Origin of the sequence: Pseudomonas sp. BS3782 TE3695 (assembly GCF_050435305.1) — a bacterium.
Classification (GTDB): domain Bacteria; phylum Pseudomonadota; class Gammaproteobacteria; order Pseudomonadales; family Pseudomonadaceae; genus Aquipseudomonas.
Genome location: NZ_JBNDKB010000001.1, coordinates 2674513 through 2693333 on the forward strand (window position 1 = coordinate 2674513; position 18821 = coordinate 2693333).

Below are 18821 nucleotides of genomic sequence, written 5' to 3' on the forward strand. Positions count from 1 at the left end.
GAAAAAATACCGCTCTGTAGGACCCACGTTTCCTTCCCTTGGAAATAATTGAAATCCAGTCGACTTTTAACAGGGGCTACGAGGTCAACATATCCTATGGAATCGCGGATAGGGGAGTGGCAAAAATGAGCGAGCGCAAGGCGCTGTTGATTCTGCATGGCAAGCAGGCACTCAATGAGGAGGTCCGCGCAGCCGTCGAAGGTAAACGCCAGCAGGGTTGGGAACTGGCTGTTCGCCTGACTTGGGAGGCGGGCGATGCGCAGCGGTTGGTGGAGGAAGCGCTGACGGCAGGTTATACGCAGCTGATTGCCGGTGGCGGTGACGGCACTTTGCGTGATATTGCCGAAGCCATGGCGGCGCATTCGACGCAGGCCAGTCTAGTGCTGTTGCCCTTGGGCACCGCCAACGATTTTGCCCGCGCTGCCGGTGTGCCTCTGGAGCCCGCTCAGGCATTGGACCTTCTGGACACTGCCCCGCGAACCATCGATCTGGGAGAAGTCGGTGGCCAGGTTTTCCTGAACATGGCCACCGGCGGCTTTGGCAGTCAGGTCACGGCCAACACTTCCGAGGATTTGAAAAAGATTCTTGGAGGCGCCGCTTATCTCTTCACGGGTTTAACGCGCTTCAGTGAGTTGCATGCGGCCTATGGCGAGTTGCAGGGGCCGGATTTTCACTGGCGTGGCGAATTGTTGGCATTGGGCATTGGCAATGGCCGACAGGCTGGCGGTGGTCATGTGTTGTGCCCGCAGGCGCTGGCGGACGATGGTCTGCTGGATATCAGTATTTTGCCCGCACCACAGGAAGTGGTCGGTACTTTGAAAGATCTGCTGACCGATGGCTTCGGAATCGACAACATGTTTGTACGAGCTCGCTTGCCATGGGTCGAGATCAAAGTCTCGGAAGGCCTTTATATCAACCTTGATGGTGAGCCTCTGGAGGGCGACAGTCTGCGTTTCTCGGCGCGCCCGGCGGCATTGCGTGTGCATTTGCCCGAGGGCTCGCCGCTGCTGAGCGTCTCGAATCCAGCTAATCGTCCAGACTGATGATTTGCTCGCGCACGGCGAACAGCACCAGACCGGCCACATCGTAGATTTGTAAGCGTTTCATGATCTGAGAGCGGTGGGTTTCGACAGTCTTGATGCTCAGAGCGAGGCCATTGGCGATTTCCCGGGTGGATTTACCGCGAACAATCAGTCGCAGGATTTCCAGCTGACGTGCCGTCAGGTTGTGCGAGTCCTGGGTTTGTGTCTGATTTTTCTGAGCTCGAGTCAGCGCCTGGTTGATGACGGTATGGGCAATGGCCGGGCTCAGATAGCGTTCGTTTTTGCGTAAGGCATCCAGCGCCTGTTCGAGTTCGGTGGCTGTGGTGTCCTTTAGCAGGTAGCCATGAGCCCCTGATTCCAGGGCCTGCATGATCAGGCCCGGGTCGGTATGCATTGACAGGATGAGTACTTTGCATTGCGGGCGTACGCGCTTGAGTCGCTGCAAGGCTTCAAGACCGCCGGTTTCCTTCATGGAAATATCCAGCAGAATGATATCGGGCGACAGCTGCTCGACCATCTCGACTAACAGCGAACCGTCATTGGCCTCCCCGACTACCGCATACCCAGGAATATCCAGCACCAAAGCGCGCACGCCAGCCCTGATAAGCGAGTGGTCATCCACCAGAAGTAAGTTACAAGTCAATGCAAAACCTTATTCGTACTGGCCCGTTCCAGCGCACGCGGCGCCCAGGGAAAGAGTGCTTCGATTTGAGTGCCTTTGCCCGGCTCGCTGGTCACGGTCAGTGTGCCACCTAATTGATCGATCCGTTCCGACATGCCGGCCATTCCGCGTTGCCCCTCGCGAGCGGGATCTGCCGCTGGAGCGAAACCCAGGCCGTCGTCGCTGATCAACAACGTCAGACCTTGGGGCAGGCGTTGCAGGCGGACCAACAAATTACTGGCCTCGGCGTGACGCAGCATATTGGTAACCGCTTCTTGGGTGATGCGAAAGGCTGCCACCGCCATTTCTTCCGGTATGCCCGTCAGGCGTTGATGGCATTCCAGGCTCCAGTGCACGGAAGTATTGGTCAGGGTCCTGAGTAAATGAGCACGCAGGCTGGCTTCCAGTCCGAGACTGGCCAGTTGTCGCGGATTCAGGATGGCCGACACATCTCGCACCTTGGTGAGGGTTTCGTCTAGCGTATCGCACAGTACCGAACACTGGCCCTGCAGTTCTTCGGGCATTCGACGCTTGAGCCATTCACTTTGAAGTTTCGCGGCGGTCAGCAATTGACCGATGTCATCATGAAGTTCCCGACTGAGCCGATGGCGTTCATTTTCCTGCACTTGCAGTAGACGGTCAGCCAGTTCCTGAGGTTGAAATTTTATCGATTTGCGCGAGAGGCCATATCCCACCCAGACACAGGTCAGCGCTGCGCTATTGAGTACCAGCAGACTCAACGGCACAGACATGGACAAGCTGTAGACCAGCAGGCTGCCAAGGGCCGAGCAGATGCACAGAAAAAGCGTGAACCGGCGCGCGTTTTTTCGGGAGGGTGGCCACAGGGTAATTGACTTGAGGCTGGCGTACATAGCGGATGGAGCCAATGGATGTTCGCTGCGGGCAGACCGACCACAAGGGCTGACGGTCTCTGTGTGGAAATCGTTGTGAAGTCGCCTTCATGGCTGTGGTGCAGTGCTGTATATGCAGCTCATGGTGCCTGGCTGGAACCACTGTGCCCTTAATTGGCGTCAACTAATGGTCGGCATACTATCACCTAACATACCGTTGGTCGCGTTCGGTATATAGCTCAATAGAGGTCAAACTACAGGTTCTGGACGATGGTTCCATAATGGAAAAACTTCGATTGTTGTCGTCGGAAAATATCGATTACCAGGCGTATTCCAAGCTGGGACACGTATAACTATTTCTAACTGCGCCTAAGCAATGACACACCCAATGGCAACATGAACGCATCAAGTTACAGGGCAGCGTTATGGCAGTAGAAAAACGCAACATGGCCAAGGCTGATGTTTCAAGCTTGCCGTTCCGAGAACGAAACCAACCTTAAAGGTCTGGAATGGCTGGGCGGCTGAAACTGACTTTGTCCTACTTGAAAGGCAAACGCTTCAATCAGCGACGTCTGTTCAGTGTCATCGAGACCGAGTTGGCCTGTATTATGGTCGATGAGTTCGAGTTGCCAGGCCAATAAAGTGAAGCAATCCTTGAGCGCATCCAGGGCTTGGTCGTGCAGGTTCATCTGATTCTGCGCGCCGCTCAGTAATCCATGAATATGCAGCGAGAACTCCGAAACCGCCGCCAATGCCAAGGCATCGGCTTTGCTGGAGAGCTTGAGAAGGGTACTGAGCATGCAATCGATGGCATCCTTGTCATTGCTGATCAGTTGCAAATGACTCAGACATTCCTCGGATTTGGCCAAGAGTGTTTCAGCCTCAAAGAGAAATTCTGGAAATCGCTGAGCCCACTCTTTGGTGTCGTTCGGCATGCTTATCTCCACAACGTCGTGTCAGATGAGGGAATGTCGTATGTGTCCCCGCGCTGCCAAGCCTTCGTAATATCGCGCTAAAGCAGGTTTGAGTGCCGGCAGGGGAACTCGATAGGGTGGATGGCCACTGACCTGCGATAGCACACAAAAGCCTGACTCCATTCATGCAATGAGAATGGCGTCACATTAATGGCTATTGGATATTGCGAATATCAGGTTGGGCCTGATTGTTACTAGGGGAATCCCTTACGCAGGGGAACCTAACGTGCAAACCGAGGTCGCGCCGCAGGGAAGGAAACAGATGAAAAATCACGGAGCCAGTAAAGCATGATGTTAATGTGACATCAATGCCTGCGCGTGGCATTTTGTCTGGGGGTCAAGGTCCGGTAAAAACAGCCGATAACTCCCTTTAGTGAATTCATCAGAACAAGCCCAGGAGTCATTAATGGCCGGCATTCTCGACACGGTAGACCAACGCACGCAATTAGTGGGTGAGAATCGCCTGGAAATTCTCATGTTTCGGCTAGCCGGACGGCAATTGTTCGCGATCAACGTCTTCAAAGTTCAGGAAGTGCTGCAACTGCCGAAGCTGACCCTGATGCCGCAACGTCATCCCTTTGTCTGCGGCGTGGTCAACCTGCGTGGCCAGACGCTGCCGGTGATCGATCTGTCCCAGGCCATCGGCATGCGCCCGCTGGTGCCAAGCCCCACCAGTACCATCATCGTCACCGAGTACAACCGCTCGGTGCAGGCGTTCCTGGTCGGCGGCGTGGACCGCATCGTCAACATGAATTGGGAAGCCATTTTGCCGCCGCCGGCCAGCGCCGGTCGCCAGCATTACCTGACTGCCATCAGCAAGGTCGATGATCAGTTGGTGGAAATCATCGACGTCGAGAAAGTCCTCGCCGAGATCGTTCCGTACAACGCCAAGGTATCGCGCGATAAACTCGACGATCCGGTACTGGAGCGTGCCCGTGGCCGTGAAGTGCTGCTGGTGGATGACTCTAACGTGGCCTTGTCGCAATTGCGCGACACCTTGGGTCAGTTGGGCGTGAAGATGCACATCGCCAGCGACGGCTTGAAGGCGCTGAACATGCTCAAGGCCTGGGCCGATACGGGCGAAGTCATGACCGACAAGCTGCTGATGATCTTCACCGATGCGGAAATGCCGGAGATGGACGGCTATCGCCTGACCACCGAAATTCGTAACGACCCCCGTTTGCGCGGCCTTTATGTGGTCTTGCACACTTCGCTGTCGGGCAGTTTCAACGATTCGATGGTGAAGAAGGTCGGCTGCGACAACTTCCTCTCCAAATTCCAGCCCGACAAACTCGTCGACGTGGTACGCCAGCGCCTGATGCTCGATGCAGTACCTGCCTGACAGCACGAGTAGAGGCTGGTTTGACATCAGCCTTTGATTCGGCCATCAAGCTCATATAGGGTGGCGTTTTTACCCATCAGGGAGCTGGCCATGCGTCTGAGCGCGCTTTATCGTTTTCCATTGAAATCCGGCAAGGGTGAGACCCTCGATCAGGTCGGCCTGGACAAACTGGGACTGGACGGTGATCGACGCTGGATGCTGGTGGACGAAGCCAGCGGGCGCTTCCTGACCCAACGCGCGGTCGCGAAAATGAGTCAGCTGTCGGCGTTGTGGAATGCCGACGGCGGCTTGACCCTCAGTGCACCGGGCCATTCACCGATTGATATTGCGCTGCCTGAAGGCGACGCCGATCTGCGTGGGGTGACCATCTGGCGTGACACCTTGCGCGTTCCCGATGCTGGCGATGCGGCGGGTGCCTGGGTCAGTGAGTTCATCGGCAAGCCGACGCGCCTGGTGCAAGTGCCGCTCGATCGCGCGCGGACCACCCAGGCCGGCTATGGCAAGGACGATGATCAGGTGGCGTTTGCCGACGGTTTCCCGTTGTTGCTGATTGGTCAGGCGTCGCTGGAAGACTTGTCGAGCAAGGTCGGGCGGCCGCTGGAAATGTTGCGTTTCCGGCCCAATCTGGTGATCGAGGGCAGCGAGGCGTATGCCGAAGATAGCTGGAAACGCATCCGCATTGGCGATGTCGAGTTCCGCGTGGTCAAGTCCTGCTCACGCTGCATTCTGACCACCATCGACCCGCAGACCGGCGAACGCAGCGAAGACCGTGAACCGCTGGCGACCTTGCAGAAATACCGCACCGAGGCCGACGGTGCGATGTTCGGGCAGAATCTGGTCAACGACGGCAATGGCCGGCTTGAAGTCGGCATGCCCGTGACGATCCTCGAATAAGAGCCCTTCCAATAAAAAATGCCCGCGTCCAAGGACACGGGCATTTTTTTGTCGCTGTGAAAACCCGGGAGGTTAGCCGCGGTATTCGCACAGGTAAGCGGTGTCGACAGCCACTTTCAGCTGGAACTTGCTGTTGGCGGGTACGTTGAACTGGCTGCCGGCGGCGAAGGTTTCCCAGGTGTCGCTGTCAGGCAGTTTGACGGTCAGGGCGCCGGACACCACGTGCATGATTTCACGCTGGCTGGTGCCGAATTCGTATTCGCCCGGTGCCATGACGCCGATGGTCGCTGGACCTTCAGCGGTGCCAAAGGCGATCGACTTGACGGTGCCGTCGAAGTACTCGTTGACTTTAAACATGGGCGGTTCCTCGAAAAAGGGCTAAAAAGGGCCGGCCAGTATGCACAAGGTGTCGATAGGCGTCACCTGCTGCGCTCAAGGATTGGCGGGGAAAACCAACGGTAACAAACGCGCCGTATTGCGCGCGTCTTCCAGCGCCCGATGCTGCTGACCCGTGAACTGCAGGCCCGCCAGCTGCAAGGCTCCGTTGAGCCCCAGCGGGCGCTCCAGCCGACGAGCCTTGGCGAAGCGTTGCTTGAGGTTCATGTGCGGTACCCGGCTCAGGGCGCTGTCGAGTTGCAGGCGCTGCCAGTCCTGAAGCAGTTGTTTGCGGTCGTAATCGCCCCAGCTCGCCCAGCCTTCCAGGCGTGCATGATGTTGGGCAAGCCAGCGTTCAAACAACGGCCATACGGTGCTGAGCGGTTGCGCGGCATCGATATTGGCCTGGGTGATGTGGGTCAGTTCCCGGCAAAATGGCGTCAGCAAGGGCCGGCGCAACGGGCGCACGAAGCACTGGAAGTAATCCAGTTCCTGGCCTTTGCGGTCCACGAGGGTGGCACCGATTTCGATGATTTCCATTTCCGTTACTGGCCAGCCGCCCTCATCGGTGGTGGCTTCCAGATCAATGACCAACCAGTGAGGCATCGCAGGGTTCCTGGTATCCGCGTCCTGATAGGGCTTGAGCGTAGCCAAACCCGGCGGATCCGCCTAGCGGCTTATTCGACCTCTAACAAAATCTGACGATTTTTCACCTGATCCCCAACCCTGACCTGCAAGCGTTTAAGCACGCCGTCGATCCCCGATTTGAGCGGATGCTCCATTTTCATTGCTTCGAGCACCACCAACAGCTGACCTTTGCTGACCGGGCTGCCCTCACTGACCAGTACATCGACGATCGCCCCGTCCATCGGCGCCTTGAGCGTGCCGGAACTGACACTGGCCTGGCCGCTGATCAGCGCCTGGGTCCGATCCATCAGCCGCAGGCTGCCGGGGCGCGTGCACAACCACAGTTGCCCGGCCTCGAGGCGGTAGGCATGGCGTTGGCGGATGCTGTCGATTTCCAGCGTGGCCCAACGTCCGTCGCATTGGATGACCTTCAGTTCGAGGGCGCGAGCGCCGATCTGAACGCGGTAGGGTTTGCCAGGTTCAGCGTTCAATTCCACCGTCCAGTCCTGATCCTGCAGGCCGATTCGGTAGTGCAAGGGCACGCTGGCGTTGTTGCGCCAACCGGCCAGCGGGGCACGGTGAGCCTGCGCTGAAGCCTGATAAAACAGAACCGCGGCAATGGCCAGTTCTTCGGCGCTCGCCACATGGGGATGCAGGCAAGAATGATCAGCGAAATACATAGGGATGAACCCGGTGCTGAACTCGCCGCTGATGAACTGCGGATGTTCCAGCAGGCTGGCGAGCAAGTGCTGGTTGCTTTGCACGCCCAGCAGCACGCTGTCTTGTACCGCCCGCAGCAACTTGCGCCGGGCTTCTTCGCGGGTGGCGCCGTGGGCGATGAGCTTGCCCAGCATCGGGTCATAAAACGCACTGACAGACTGTCCCTCGATCAAGCCATGGTCGACCCGCACACCGCCCGGCAACGCAGGTTCCCAGGCTGCGATTCGCCCGGTTTGCGGCAAAAACTCCTGGGCTGGATCTTCGGCGTACAGGCGCACTTCCATGGCATGGCCATTGAGTTGCACCTGCTCCTGTTGCAACGGCAGTGGCAATCCTTCGGCGACGTGAAACTGCCAGGCCACCAGATCGAGGCCGGTGATCAGCTCTGTCACCGGATGTTCCACTTGCAGCCGGGTGTTCATTTCCAGAAAGTAAAACTGCCCGCGAGCATCCAGCAGAAACTCCACAGTGCCGGCGCCGACGTAATTCACCGCGCGCCCTGCCTTGAGCGCCGCTTCGCCCATGGCCTGGCGCAAGTCGGCGGTCATTACCGGGCAGGGCGCTTCTTCAATGATTTTCTGGTGACGGCGCTGGATCGAACAATCGCGCTCACCAAGGTAGACCAGGTTGCCGTGCTGATCGCCAAACACCTGAACTTCGACGTGACGCGGGTCGATCAAGGCTTGTTCAAGGATCAGTTCGTCGCTGCCAAAACCATGCAGTGCCTCGGAGCGTGCGGTGCGAATCTGCTCCAGCAACTCTCCAGCACTGTGCACCAGGCGCATGCCACGACCACCGCCGCCGGCACTGGCCTTGATCATCAGTGGGTAGCCGATGCGTTCGGCTTCACGGCCGAGGGTTGCGTCGTCCTGTTCGCTGCCCTGATAGCCTTCGATGCAGGGCACGCCCGCTTTGATCATGGCGAGTTTCGACAGACGTTTGCTGCCCATCAGTTCAATGGCCTCGGCACTCGGGCCGATGAAGATGATGTCGGCCTGTTGGCAGGCGCGGGCGAATGTTGCGTTTTCCGAGAGAAAGCCGTAACCGGGGTGGAGCGCCTCGGCACCGGTGCGCCGGGCGGCGTCGATGATTGCCGGGATGCTCAGGTAAGACTGCTGCACCGGGGCCGGGCCGATATTCACGGCTTCGTCGGCCATCTGCACATGCAGGGCATCGGCGTCGGCATCGCTGAACACGGCGACGGTGCGGTAGCCCAGCGCTTGCGCGGTGCGCTGGATGCGGCAGGCGATTTCACCGCGGTTGGCGATCAGGATTTTGCTGAAGGCGGGCATGGGCGCTTTCCTTGAGTTTTGCGGTGTCATTCAGGGCCTCTTCGCGAGCAAGCCCGCTCCCACATTTGAAATGCATTCCCCTGTGGGAGCGGGCTTGCTCGCGAAGCTTTTAAGAAGCCCAGCCCGGTTTTCGCTTTTGCACAAAGGCCATCGTTCCTTCGACCCCTTCATCCCCGGTCACCGCTTCGCTGAACCACTCGGCGGCCTGATCCAGCAGGCCATCCGAGAGTTGCGCCGCACTCGCCAGCAAGAGTTTTTTGGTCGCCGCATTCGCCCCTGGCGCGCAACACAACACGTGGGCCAGCACCTCATCGAGGCGCTCGGCCAAGGCTTGCGGGTCATGCTCGACAAAATGCACCAGCCCCATGCGGCGCGCCTGGGTGCCATCGAACCGTGCGGCAGTCAAGGCCAGTCGGCGGGCCTGGGTCAGGCCGATGCGCTGCACCACGAACGGCGCGATCTGCGCCGGCAACAGGCCGAGGCTGGTTTCCGGCAGGCCGAATTGCGCCTGATGATCGGCCATCGCGATATCGCTGACGCAGGCCAGACCGAAACCACCGCCAAGCACCGCGCCTTGCAGCACGGTGATGACCACTTGCGGCGCGTGCTGGGTTTCTTCCAGCAAGGCGCCGAACGCACGGTTCAAATCACGGTAGGCGGTCTGACCCTGAGCGCCGGCATTGGCCATGTCCTTGATGTCGGCACCGGCACAAAAATGCCCGCCGGCACCGCCGATCACCAATGCGCGAACCTGCCGGTCATCGCGCACTGCCGCCAGCACCGCGCGGAGTTCGGCGACCATTTGCAGGCTCATGGCGTTGCGACTGTCGGGGCGATTGAGGGTGATGTGCAGGACGCCGTTATGCCGCTCGAGCAACAGGGTCTGAAAAACGGGAAGGGTGTTCATTTCTTTTTCCCCGGCAGAATGCCCATGAGTTTGCAGATGATCCCCAGCATGATTTCGTCGGCACCGCCGCCGATCGACACCAGCCGCACATCGCGGTAAGCCCGTGCCACCGGGTTGTCCCACATGAAGCCCATGCCGCCCCAATATTGCAGGCAACTGTCGCTGACTTCCCGCCCCAGTCGCCCGGCCTTGAGTTTGGCCATGGACGCCAGACGGGTGACGTCCTGGCCTTTGATGTATTGCTCGGTGGCCTGGTAGACCAGTGCCCGCAGGCATTCGATTTCGGTTTGCAGCTCGGCCAGGCGGAAATGGATGACCTGATTATCAATCAGCGCATTGCCGAAGGTTTTGCGCGCCTTGCAGTACTCGATGGTGCTGTCGACGCAGTACTCCAGGCCTTTGATCATGTTCGCCGCGCCGAACAATCGTTCTTCCTGGAACTGCAGCATTTGCATCATGAACCCCGCGCCTTCGTGGCCGATGCGGTTGCGCTGTGGCACGCGCACGTTGTCGAAAAACACCTGGGCGGTTTCCGAGCTGCGCATGCCGAGCTTGTCCAGGTGCGAGCTGAGACTGATGCCGGGGCTGTTCATCGGCACTATGATCAGCGACTTGTTGATGTGCGGCTTGTCATCGGAGGTGTTGGCCAGCAGGCAAATGAAATCAGCGCTCGGCGAGTTGGTGATCCACATCTTGCTGCCGTTGATCACGTAGTCGTCGCCGTCCTTGCGGGCGCTGGTTTTCAAACCTGCTACATCGGAGCCGGCACCGACTTCGGACACACCGATACATCCGACCTGTTCGCCGGTGATTGCGGGGCGGAGGAATTCTTCGCGCAGGTCATCGGAACCGAAACGCGCCAGGGCCGGGGTGCACATATCGGTCTGCACGCCGATGGACATCGGAATGCCGCCGCAATGAATGGTGCCGAACTCTTCGGCAGCCACAATCGAATAGCTGTAATCGAGCCCCATACCGCCGAATTTTTCCGGTTTGGAAATCCCCAGCAGACCGAGGTCGCCCGCCTTGCGAAAGATCTCATGAATCGGAAAGCACCCGGCCTTTTCCCATTCATCGACGTGAGGATTGATCTCGTGATCGACGAATTGGCGGACGGTGCGGCGCAGTGCTTCGTGTTCCTGGGTGAAGATCATTTTTTATTGTTCTCCTGATCGCCGCTTAGAAGCGGGCTACGCCGAAACTGTTGGATTGCAGCGAACGAACCTCGGCCTCATGGCAGATATCCAGCAAATACCCGAGCAATGTGCGGGTGTCCCGCGGATCGATCAGCCCGTCGTCCCATAGATTGGCGCTGCCATACAACGCGGTGGACTGGCTGTCGAGCTTCTGCGCGGTGACTTGTTCGAGCATGTCGAGCATTTTCGGGTCGGGCACCAACCCGTCCTTGAGCTGTTTGGCTTCGGTAACGATCCGCAGCACTTTGCCGGCCTGAGCGCCGCCCATCACCGCGGTGCGGCTGTTGGGCCAGGCGAAGATGAAGCGCGGGTCGAGGCCACGGCCGCACATAGCGTAGTTGCCAGCGCCGTAGGAACCGCCGACGACAATCGTCAGTTTGGGCACTCGGGCATTGGCCACCGCTTGAATCATTTTCGCGCCGTGCTTGATCACCCCTTGTTGTTCCGACTCGGTGCCGACCATGAAACCGGTGGTGTTGTGGAAAAACAGCAGGGGCGTCTGGCTCTGGTCGCAGAGCTGAATGAACTGCGCAGCCTTGCTCGCACCTTTGGGCGTAATCGGCCCGTTGTTGCCGATGAAGCCGCAGGCTCGACCCTGAATCTGCAAATGCCCGCAGATTGTTTGCTGATCGAACTCGCCCTTAAATTCGAGGAAGTTCGACGCGTCGGCAATCCGGGCGATGATTTCGCGCACGTCGTAGGGCTTTTTCGGATCATCCGGAATCAGACCCAGCAGTTCGTCGATGGGGTAGAGCGGTTCTTCCCACTGACGTTCGGGTAACCATGGCAACTGATCGTTCCACGGCAACAGACTCATGATCTCACGCACCTGACGCACGCCATCGGCATCGTTCTCGGCCAGGTATTCGGCGGTGCCGGCGGTTTGCGCATGCATCTGAGCGCCGCCCAGTTCTTCATCGGTAGCGACTTCACCGGTGGCAGCCTTGAGCAGCGGCGGTCCGGCAAGAAACAGCTTGGCCTTGCCGCGCACTACCACCAGGTAATCCGACAACCCTGGTTGATAGGCGCCGCCCGCGGTGGCCGAGCCATGGACGACGGTGATTTGCGGCAAGCCCATGGCCGACATCCGCGCCTGGTTGGCAAAGCTGCGCGCGCCTTCGACGAAAATCTCCGCAGCGTAATTGAGGTTGGCGCCTCCACTTTCCGCGAGGGTGATTACCGGCAATTTGTTTTCCATGGCGATCTGTTGCAGGCGCAGGGATTTTTTCAAACCGCTGGGGGAAATGGTTCCGCCCTTGATCGCGCTGTTGTTCGCCACCACCAAAACCCGCGCGCCGGACACGTAACCGATGCCGGCGATCAAACCGCCGCCGGCCGAGCTGCCGTCCTTGTCGTCGTGCAGCTTATAGCCGGCCAGGCTCGCCAGTTCGAGGAACGGCGCGCCGGGATCAAGCAGCAGGTTAAGTCGCTCCCGGGGCAGCAGTTGCCCGCGCTTGTCGAACCTGGGCTTGGCTTCGGCGGCTTTGCTCAGCAGGTTCTGTTCGAGCTGGCGGACTTGCTCGATGCCGGCCAGCATGGCCGTCCGGTTGCGAGCGAACGCTTCGCTGAACGGTTCTACCTGGGACTGGATGACCGGCATGGTTATTCCTTGTCCTTGAGTTCATCTGGTTTGGAGGCGTCAGGTTTGGACGCGTCGGGTCTGAGTACTTCGGGTAAATAGGCGCGGTGAAAGCCGTTGTACGAATGACTGTTCTGCGCCTTGTGCATCGGCCAGGCCCGCCCGCCGAGGCTGGCGGCGCCGTCGATGCGCAACGTGCTGCCGCTGACAAACGCGGCTGCCGGGCTGAGCAGAAAAACAATCGCCGCGCTGATTTCCGATTCGGTGCCGATGCGCTTGAGCGGTACGTGTTCGCACAAGGTCGGGATCACCGCCCGGAACGCGCCTTCGTAGGTGTCCATGCCGCTGGAGGCGACCCAGCCTGGCGCGACGGCGTTGACCCGCACGCCGGCATAACCCCATTCAAACGCGGCGGTCTTGGTCAAGTTGTCCATGCCCGAGCGTGCCGCGCCCGAGTGACCCATGCCGGGCATGCCGCCCCACATGTCGGCGAGCATGTTGACGATGGCGCCGCCGTGCTTGCTCATGGACTGATTGAACACCTCACGGGCCATCAGAAAACCACCCACCAGGTTGGTGCGCAGTATGGTTTCGAAACCTTTCTGATTGATCGATGCCAGCGGTGAAGGGTATTGCCCGCCGGCATTGTTGACCAGCCCATGAATTGGCCCGTGTTTGCGGATCAATTCGCTGATCAGTTGCGTGACGGCTTCTTCATCGCGGATGTCGCAGACCTGCCAACTGGCTTTACCCCCGTCTTCTGTGATTTCAGCGGCGACCTTTTTCAGTTTCTCGGCACTACGCCCCACTAGCAGCACCTGTGCGCCGAGGGCTGCGAGCTCATGGGCGGTGCAACGGCCGATACCGCTGCCGCCACCGGTGACGATGATGTTCTGGCCGGCGAACAGGTCGGGTTTGAAAATCGAGTCATAAGCCATGGCGAAGGTCCTCTAGTTGACCTGATCGGCGATGTGCTGCGGCACCGGAATCTGGATCTCCAGCAGTTGTTGGGCGAACGCCTTGCCTTGCGGATCGATCCGCAGGCTGGCCACGCCACCGCCGCCGAGCGCGTTCTCGAGAAGAAAATTAAAGCTCTGAGTGCCGGGTAAATACCAGCGTTCGACACGCCCGTGGATCGGGTCGAGGACATGGCTCATCCAGTCGACCATCACCTCGGGTGTCAGAGCCTCGGCGATCCATGGCAGGTAGTCGGGATGGCGGGCCATGACGCCGATATTGCTGTGATTGCCCTTGTCGCCGGAACGCGCCACGGCGAGTTTGATCAGGGCCACGCTGGCGTCGGCGCGCTCGGTGGGTTGGGGCGGATCGAACGGTAGCGGCAAGTCAGCCGGGTCGAGTACATCGAGGGCGGGCAGGGCGCACGGGTGGCGCTCACCGGCGAGATCGATCTGCAGGGTGCAGGCCGTTTTGTCGATCAGGAATGAAAACAGCCGAATCAGCGGGTACACCGTCGGCCGCCCGCCCACGATCCCGGTCAACCCTGGCGCCATGCCGGTGGCGGCTTGGGCGATTTCCCGGGAAAACAGGATCAAGGCCTGTTTGCTTGGGTGGCGCACGGCGAGTTTGATCACCACTTCGCGGCTGTCGTGCCGCTGGCCATGAGGGCCATAAGTGGCTTCGCTGCCCAGCAGTTCGATGTTCACTTCGCTGTAGGGCGCCCAGCCGCGCTGGCTGAGCATTTCCGAGGTCTTGTTGATGATCGCCAGGCTGACCCGTCGGGCCTTGGCCACGGCATCGATTCCGGCGATCAGGCAACTGGCGGTGCAGCGGAAACCGTCCGGATACGTGGCGCTGACTTTATAGTGATCGGTCGGCGGCAAGCCTTTTGCGCCATGCACCTGCACCGCGTTTTTACCTTGTTGCACGAGTTTGACCTGACTGAAATCGCACACCACGTCGGGCAGCAAATAGGCCTGCGGGTCACCGATTTCATACAGCATCTGCTCGCCCACCGTCAGCGGCGTGACCAGACCGCCGGAACCATCGGGTTTGCTGACGATAAACTGGCCGTCGGCGCCGACTTCGACGATCGGAAAACCGATGTGTTCGTAGTCGGGCACGTCGCGCCAATCGGTGAAATTGCCGCCGGTGCACTGGGCGCCACATTCAATGAGGTGCCCGGCCAATGCAGCCTGGGCGAGTTTGTCGTAGTCGTGCCACGACCAGTCGAACTCATGCACCAGCGCGGCGCTGACCACGGCGCTGTCGACCACGCGCCCGGTAATCACAATGTCGGCGCCCAGGCGCAGGGCTTCGACGATGCCCGGCGCGCCGAGGTAGGCGTTGGTCGATACGCACATCGGCGGCAGGGGCGTACCACTGAACATCTCATGCAGGCCAAGGCTGCTCAGGTGTTTGAACTGCGGTTGCAGATCGTCACCCGACAGCACGGCAATCTTCAGCGTCACCCCGGCCTTGTCGCAAGCCGCTTGCAGAGCAGCGGCGCAAGCGTGTGGATTGACGCCGCCGGCATTGCTGATGACGCGGATCTTTTGCTCCTCGAGCTGGTTGAGGAGGGGACTGAGGACTTCGATGAAGTCGCTCGCGTAGCCGGCCCCCGGATCTTTCATCCGCGCCCCGGCCATGATCGACATCGTGATTTCGGCCAGATAATCGAACACCAGGTAGTCCAGTCGCCCACCTTCCACCAGTTGCGCGGCGGCGGTCGAGGTGTCGCCCCAGAATGCGCTGGCGCAACCGATGCGGATTGTTTTGGGCGCAGCCAATTCCATAACCACCTCCGACAGAAGTGCTTCGAGACTACCAAGCAAGCGCTTGGTTTGTAAACGGCTGAAATATCTTCTGCCCAAGCGCTTGCTTGGTCGCCCCCGCCAGCTTAAATTGCCCGCGCAACCCCGCTGTTTTAGCGGGCAGCGGTGCAATTGGTTGATCGACTGTAGGAGAGAACGGGTGGACGAGCAAAAAGCCCTGAGGGTGATGCGCGAATTGGTCGACAGCGGCCAATTGACCGACCCGGACAGCGCCCGCGGCAAACTGCTGCAAGTGGCCGCTCACCTGTTTCGTCATAAAGGTTATGAACGTACCACCGTGCGGGATCTGGCCGGTGCGGTAGGAATTCAGTCGGGCAGTATTTTTCATCACTTCAAGAGCAAGGATGAGATCCTGCGGGCGGTGATGGAAGAGACTATTCGTTATAACACCGCGTTGATGCGCGCAGCTCTGGCCGATGCCGGCAGTGTGCGCGAACGGGTTCTGGCGCTGATTCGCTGCGAATTGCAGTCGATCATGGGCGGCAGTGGCGAGGCCATGGCGGTGCTGGTGTATGAATGGCGTTCGCTGTCAGCGGAAGGTCAGGCGCAGGTTCTGGCGCTGCGTGATATTTATGAAGACATCTGGCTGCAGGTGCTGGGTGAAGCCAAGGACGCCGGTTTTATCCGTGGCGATGTGTTCATCACCCGCCGTTTCCTGACGGGCGCGTTGTCCTGGACCACCACCTGGTTTCGTGCCGATGGCAGCATGAACCTCGATCAATTGGCCGATGAGGCGTTGATTCTGGTGCTTGAAGAACGGCAGTGAGCCGTCTATCTCGGCAAGAAACTGGCTAAGTTGGCGAAACCGCCTAGCTTGAATGCATTGATGGGTATTTTTTTCGGGGAGTAGGCTGTTTTGATGTCTTCACCAATTCGGACAGTGTCTCGGCTTTTGCTGGCGGCGCTTGCAGTGTGCTGCGTATTGCCGTCTCAGGCCGCACAGTTGGTGCGGGTCGGTGCCGCGCATTTTCCACCCTACACCGTGCGTCCGGAATCCGGTGCCGACACCGGTCTGTTGCCGCAACTGGTGGAAGCACTGAATCAAATGCAAACCGACTATCGGTTTGAGCTGATTCCTACTTCCATTCCCCGGCGCTTTGGTGACTTCAAACAAGGCCGGGTGGACATGGCGATTTTCGAGAACCCGGATTGGGGCTGGAAAGACATCCCGCATACCCTCGTCGACATGGGCCTGGAAGATGCAGAAATCTTTGTCGCGCAGAAGCAACCCGGTCGCGATGAGCATTACTTCAAAGACCTGACGGGCAAGCGCCTGGCGCTGTACAGCGGCTACCACTACGAGTTTGCCAATTTCAATGCCGATCCCAAGTATCTGGCCGACACCTACAAGGCCACGCTGACCTATTCCCATGACAGCAACTTGTTGATAGTGCTGCGCGGGCGGGCGGACATTGCCTTGGTGACGCGCTCCTACCTGAGCGATTATCTGCTGCGTAACGAGAAAGTCGGCGAGCAATTGCTGGTGTCGCAACGGATCGATCAGGTCTATCACCATTACGCGCTGATTCGTCCGCAGGCGCCGATTACCGGTGAAGCATTTGGCAAGTTGCTGCAAGGTCTGCGAAACAACGGCCAGATGCTGAAGATTTTCGACCCTTATAAAATTGCCCTGGTGCCGGTGACCAAACCCTGAATTGTGGCTCAGGTCACGTATTTGGCGGCGGCGCTTAAATTTCCTGCCCTGGCTCACGTCACATCGTTGAACTGTCGACGATTATCGTGAGCCCCACCCATGTCCAATCTGAATGACCTGACCACCCTGGCCTTGCCGTCAGGCAACTGTCTTGTAGCCGATGAAACCGCCAGCCGCCTGAGCCTCAGCCTGCAAGGGCAGCCGTTGATCGAGCTGCGGCTGACCTGCGGGCCGGAGTTGTATCTACGGCCGGAGGAGCGTTTCGGCCGTCCTGACGGTCAGGCATTCTGGGCGGCTTGCTATTGGCTGTTTGCCCGTGACGCGGCGTGTCAGCGTCTGACCTGGCAACTCGATGACGTGCCCACCGAAGCCTTGCTCAGCGGATTGCTGATCGCGACCGAAGTCACCGGCCAGTATCGCTGCGAACGCACGCTGTTCTGGCAGTTGCCCCAGCCTTGGCTGGGTGAGTCGCGCACCGGCAGCTATCCGCAGCAAATGGTCATCAGTAGCGGCAAGCGCCATCCATTGCGTGCGGTGAAACCCCGTGGTGAGGTCTATCGACGTTTCGATGCGCGACTCGGTGCGTGGGTTTCCCTGCGCACGGTAGAAATCGAGCATGACCTGGCGCATTTCAACCGCTGGCAGAACAGCCCGCGGGTGGCGAGTTTCTGGCAGGAGGAGGGCAGCATCGAAAAGCATCGCGAATACCTGAGCAAGCTCGAAGCCGACCCGCACACCTTGACGCTGATCGGCTGCTTCGATGATCAGCCGTTTGCCTATTTCGAAGCCTATTGGGCCAAGGAAGATCGCATTGCGCCGTTCTACGATGCCGGCGATTACGACCGTGGCATTCACATGCTGGTGGGCGAAGAACATCACCGCGGCCCGCACAAGGTGGCGAGCTGGCTATCGGCGCTGGTGCATTACCTGTTTCTCGACGATCCACGCACTCAACGAGTGGTCGCCGAGCCTCGCGCCGACAACGCGAAGATGATCAGTCATATGCACAATCAGTGCTTCCACTGCGAAAAAGAGTTCGACTTCCCGCACAAGCGCGCGGCGCTGATGATGCTGGGGCGTGAGCGGTTTTTTGATCGGTGTTCGTTGGCCTGAAAAAAGATCGCAGCCTTCGGCAGCTCCTACATTGGGATGGCGTACACCCTGTAGGAGCTGCCGAAGGCTGCGATCTTTTTTATCGATTCGACGCGGTCTCAACGACGCGCAAAGGTATCGCCACGATTGCCCGACACCTTGCGGCAATGCACCAGCGCATCACGAATCATGAAGTTCACCAGGGTGGGCGAGACGCCGAGTTCCTTGGCGATGTCTTTTTGCGGTACGCCGTGCAGGCGGTACATCTCGAAGGCGTAACGGGTGCGGCTGGGCAGCTCCGTCAGCGCATCGGCGATGTTTTCCAGGGTCGAGAAATTCATGTGCGAGGTTTCCGGCGAAGCGCCCTGAATCACCACGTTCAGACCTTCTTCTTCCGGGCCCGAGTATTTCTGCTCCAGCGCCTGCTTGCGGTAATGATCGATCGCCAGGTTGCGCACGATCTGGAACAGATAACTGAGCTGCGCCTTGATCGACGACGTGATCTGCGGCGCCGATTGCAGCCGGAAGAACGCATCCTGCACCACGTCTTCGGCGCGTGATCGGCAACCGGTGATGCGGGCGGCAATCTTGATCAGAATCAGTCGGTTGTCGACGAAGGCCTGAAGTAACGGTGAGTCGCACCTGCTTGTGGATACTTGTTCCGTCATTGGAAATCACCTTGTTGCAAATAGGGTCGTGGGACGACAAGTGGGTCGGAGTCGTCCTGCACATCGATCGACAAATTAGGCTGAATGATAATGATTGTCAATTGAGAAAGAGAATTAGATGCGCCACAAAAAAGCACAATGAGAACTGCGACAC

General features: G+C 59.1%; 18 protein-coding genes. 6 read left to right on the plus strand and 12 right to left on the minus strand.

The window, feature by feature from the left end:
• Positions 1-125: 125 nt before the first annotated feature.
• Positions 126-1043: a lipid kinase YegS gene (gene yegS, locus ABH909_RS12365; RefSeq protein ID WP_429433415.1), complete on the plus strand. Its 918-nt coding sequence runs from the start codon at positions 126-128 to the stop codon at positions 1041-1043.
• Here the strand turns inward: yegS and ABH909_RS12370 are convergent.
• The 3 genes from ABH909_RS12370 to ABH909_RS12380 all read right to left on the minus strand — a co-directional run bounded on the left by ABH909_RS12370 (position 1027) and on the right by ABH909_RS12380 (position 3490).
• Positions 1027-1686, minus strand: coding sequence for a response regulator (locus ABH909_RS12370; RefSeq protein ID WP_429433417.1), 660 nt, complete (start codon positions 1684-1686; stop codon positions 1027-1029). The genes yegS and ABH909_RS12370 overlap by 17 nt on opposite strands.
• On the minus strand, positions 1683-2576 hold the full coding sequence (locus tag ABH909_RS12375; protein WP_429439860.1) for a sensor histidine kinase: 894 nt from the start codon (positions 2574-2576) through the stop codon (positions 1683-1685). Before ABH909_RS12375 ends, ABH909_RS12370 begins: the two co-directional genes overlap by 4 nt.
• Positions 2577-3019: 443 nt before the next feature.
• Positions 3020-3490, minus strand: coding sequence for a hypothetical protein (locus ABH909_RS12380; protein ID WP_429433419.1), 471 nt, complete (start codon positions 3488-3490; stop codon positions 3020-3022).
• A 445-nt stretch (positions 3491-3935) separates the two neighbouring features.
• Here ABH909_RS12380 and ABH909_RS12385 point away from each other — a divergent pair, with 445 nt between their 5' ends.
• Positions 3936-4871, plus strand: a complete 936-nt coding sequence (locus ABH909_RS12385; protein WP_123497545.1) for a chemotaxis protein CheV — start codon at positions 3936-3938, stop codon at positions 4869-4871.
• Between the two features lie 90 nt (positions 4872-4961).
• Entirely contained in the window at positions 4962-5765 is an 804-nt protein-coding gene (locus tag ABH909_RS12390; RefSeq protein WP_429433421.1) for an MOSC domain-containing protein, read from the plus strand.
• 72 nt (positions 5766-5837) lie between these two features.
• On the opposite strand, the gene ABH909_RS12395 is transcribed toward ABH909_RS12390, so the two are convergent.
• The 8 genes from ABH909_RS12395 to ABH909_RS12430 all read right to left on the minus strand — a co-directional run bounded on the left by ABH909_RS12395 (position 5838) and on the right by ABH909_RS12430 (position 15214).
• Entirely contained in the window at positions 5838-6122 is a 285-nt protein-coding gene (locus ABH909_RS12395; RefSeq protein ID WP_007895072.1) for a pyrimidine/purine nucleoside phosphorylase, read from the minus strand.
• Positions 6123-6197: 75 nt separating this feature from the next.
• On the minus strand, positions 6198-6746 hold the full coding sequence (locus ABH909_RS12400; RefSeq protein WP_429433423.1) for an exonuclease domain-containing protein: 549 nt from the start codon (positions 6744-6746) through the stop codon (positions 6198-6200).
• Positions 6747-6817: 71 nt separating this feature from the next.
• On the minus strand, positions 6818-8779 hold the full coding sequence (locus ABH909_RS12405; RefSeq protein ID WP_429433425.1) for an acetyl/propionyl/methylcrotonyl-CoA carboxylase subunit alpha: 1962 nt from the start codon (positions 8777-8779) through the stop codon (positions 6818-6820).
• 109 nt (positions 8780-8888) lie between these two features.
• A complete protein-coding gene (locus ABH909_RS12410) occupies positions 8889-9686 on the minus strand; it encodes an enoyl-CoA hydratase/isomerase family protein (protein WP_429433427.1) in 798 nt (265 codons plus the stop codon).
• Positions 9683-10840 carry a citronellyl-CoA dehydrogenase gene (gene atuD, locus ABH909_RS12415; RefSeq protein ID WP_429433429.1) on the minus strand — a complete coding sequence of 386 codons (1158 nt, stop codon included), beginning with the start codon at positions 10838-10840 and terminating at the stop codon, positions 9683-9685. Before atuD ends, ABH909_RS12410 begins: the two co-directional genes overlap by 4 nt.
• A gap of 25 nt (positions 10841-10865) precedes the next feature.
• Complete coding sequence (atuC, locus tag ABH909_RS12420) at positions 10866-12482, minus strand: geranyl-CoA carboxylase subunit beta (protein ID WP_429433431.1); 1617 nt, start codon at positions 12480-12482, stop codon at positions 10866-10868.
• 2 nt (positions 12483-12484) lie between these two features.
• Positions 12485-13399, minus strand: a complete 915-nt coding sequence (locus ABH909_RS12425) for an SDR family oxidoreductase (protein ID WP_429433433.1) — start codon at positions 13397-13399, stop codon at positions 12485-12487.
• 12 nt (positions 13400-13411) lie between these two features.
• Positions 13412-15214 carry an acyclic terpene utilization AtuA family protein gene (locus ABH909_RS12430; RefSeq protein WP_429433435.1) on the minus strand — a complete coding sequence of 601 codons (1803 nt, stop codon included), beginning with the start codon at positions 15212-15214 and terminating at the stop codon, positions 13412-13414.
• A gap of 178 nt (positions 15215-15392) precedes the next feature.
• Between ABH909_RS12430 and ABH909_RS12435 the strand changes: the two genes are divergently transcribed.
• The 3 genes from ABH909_RS12435 to ABH909_RS12445 all read left to right on the plus strand — a co-directional run bounded on the left by ABH909_RS12435 (position 15393) and on the right by ABH909_RS12445 (position 18020).
• Complete coding sequence (locus ABH909_RS12435) at positions 15393-16019, plus strand: TetR/AcrR family transcriptional regulator (RefSeq protein ID WP_429433437.1); 627 nt, start codon at positions 15393-15395, stop codon at positions 16017-16019.
• 93 nt (positions 16020-16112) lie between these two features.
• Positions 16113-16907, plus strand: coding sequence for a substrate-binding periplasmic protein (locus tag ABH909_RS12440; RefSeq protein ID WP_429433439.1), 795 nt, complete (start codon positions 16113-16115; stop codon positions 16905-16907).
• Between the two features lie 99 nt (positions 16908-17006).
• Positions 17007-18020 carry a GNAT family N-acetyltransferase gene (locus ABH909_RS12445; protein ID WP_429433441.1) on the plus strand — a complete coding sequence of 338 codons (1014 nt, stop codon included), beginning with the start codon at positions 17007-17009 and terminating at the stop codon, positions 18018-18020.
• Between the two features lie 98 nt (positions 18021-18118).
• Here the strand turns inward: ABH909_RS12445 and ABH909_RS12450 are convergent, their stop codons facing one another.
• Complete coding sequence (locus ABH909_RS12450) at positions 18119-18667, minus strand: RNA polymerase factor sigma-70 (RefSeq protein WP_429433443.1); 549 nt, start codon at positions 18665-18667, stop codon at positions 18119-18121.
• Positions 18668-18821: the final 154 nt, after the last annotated feature.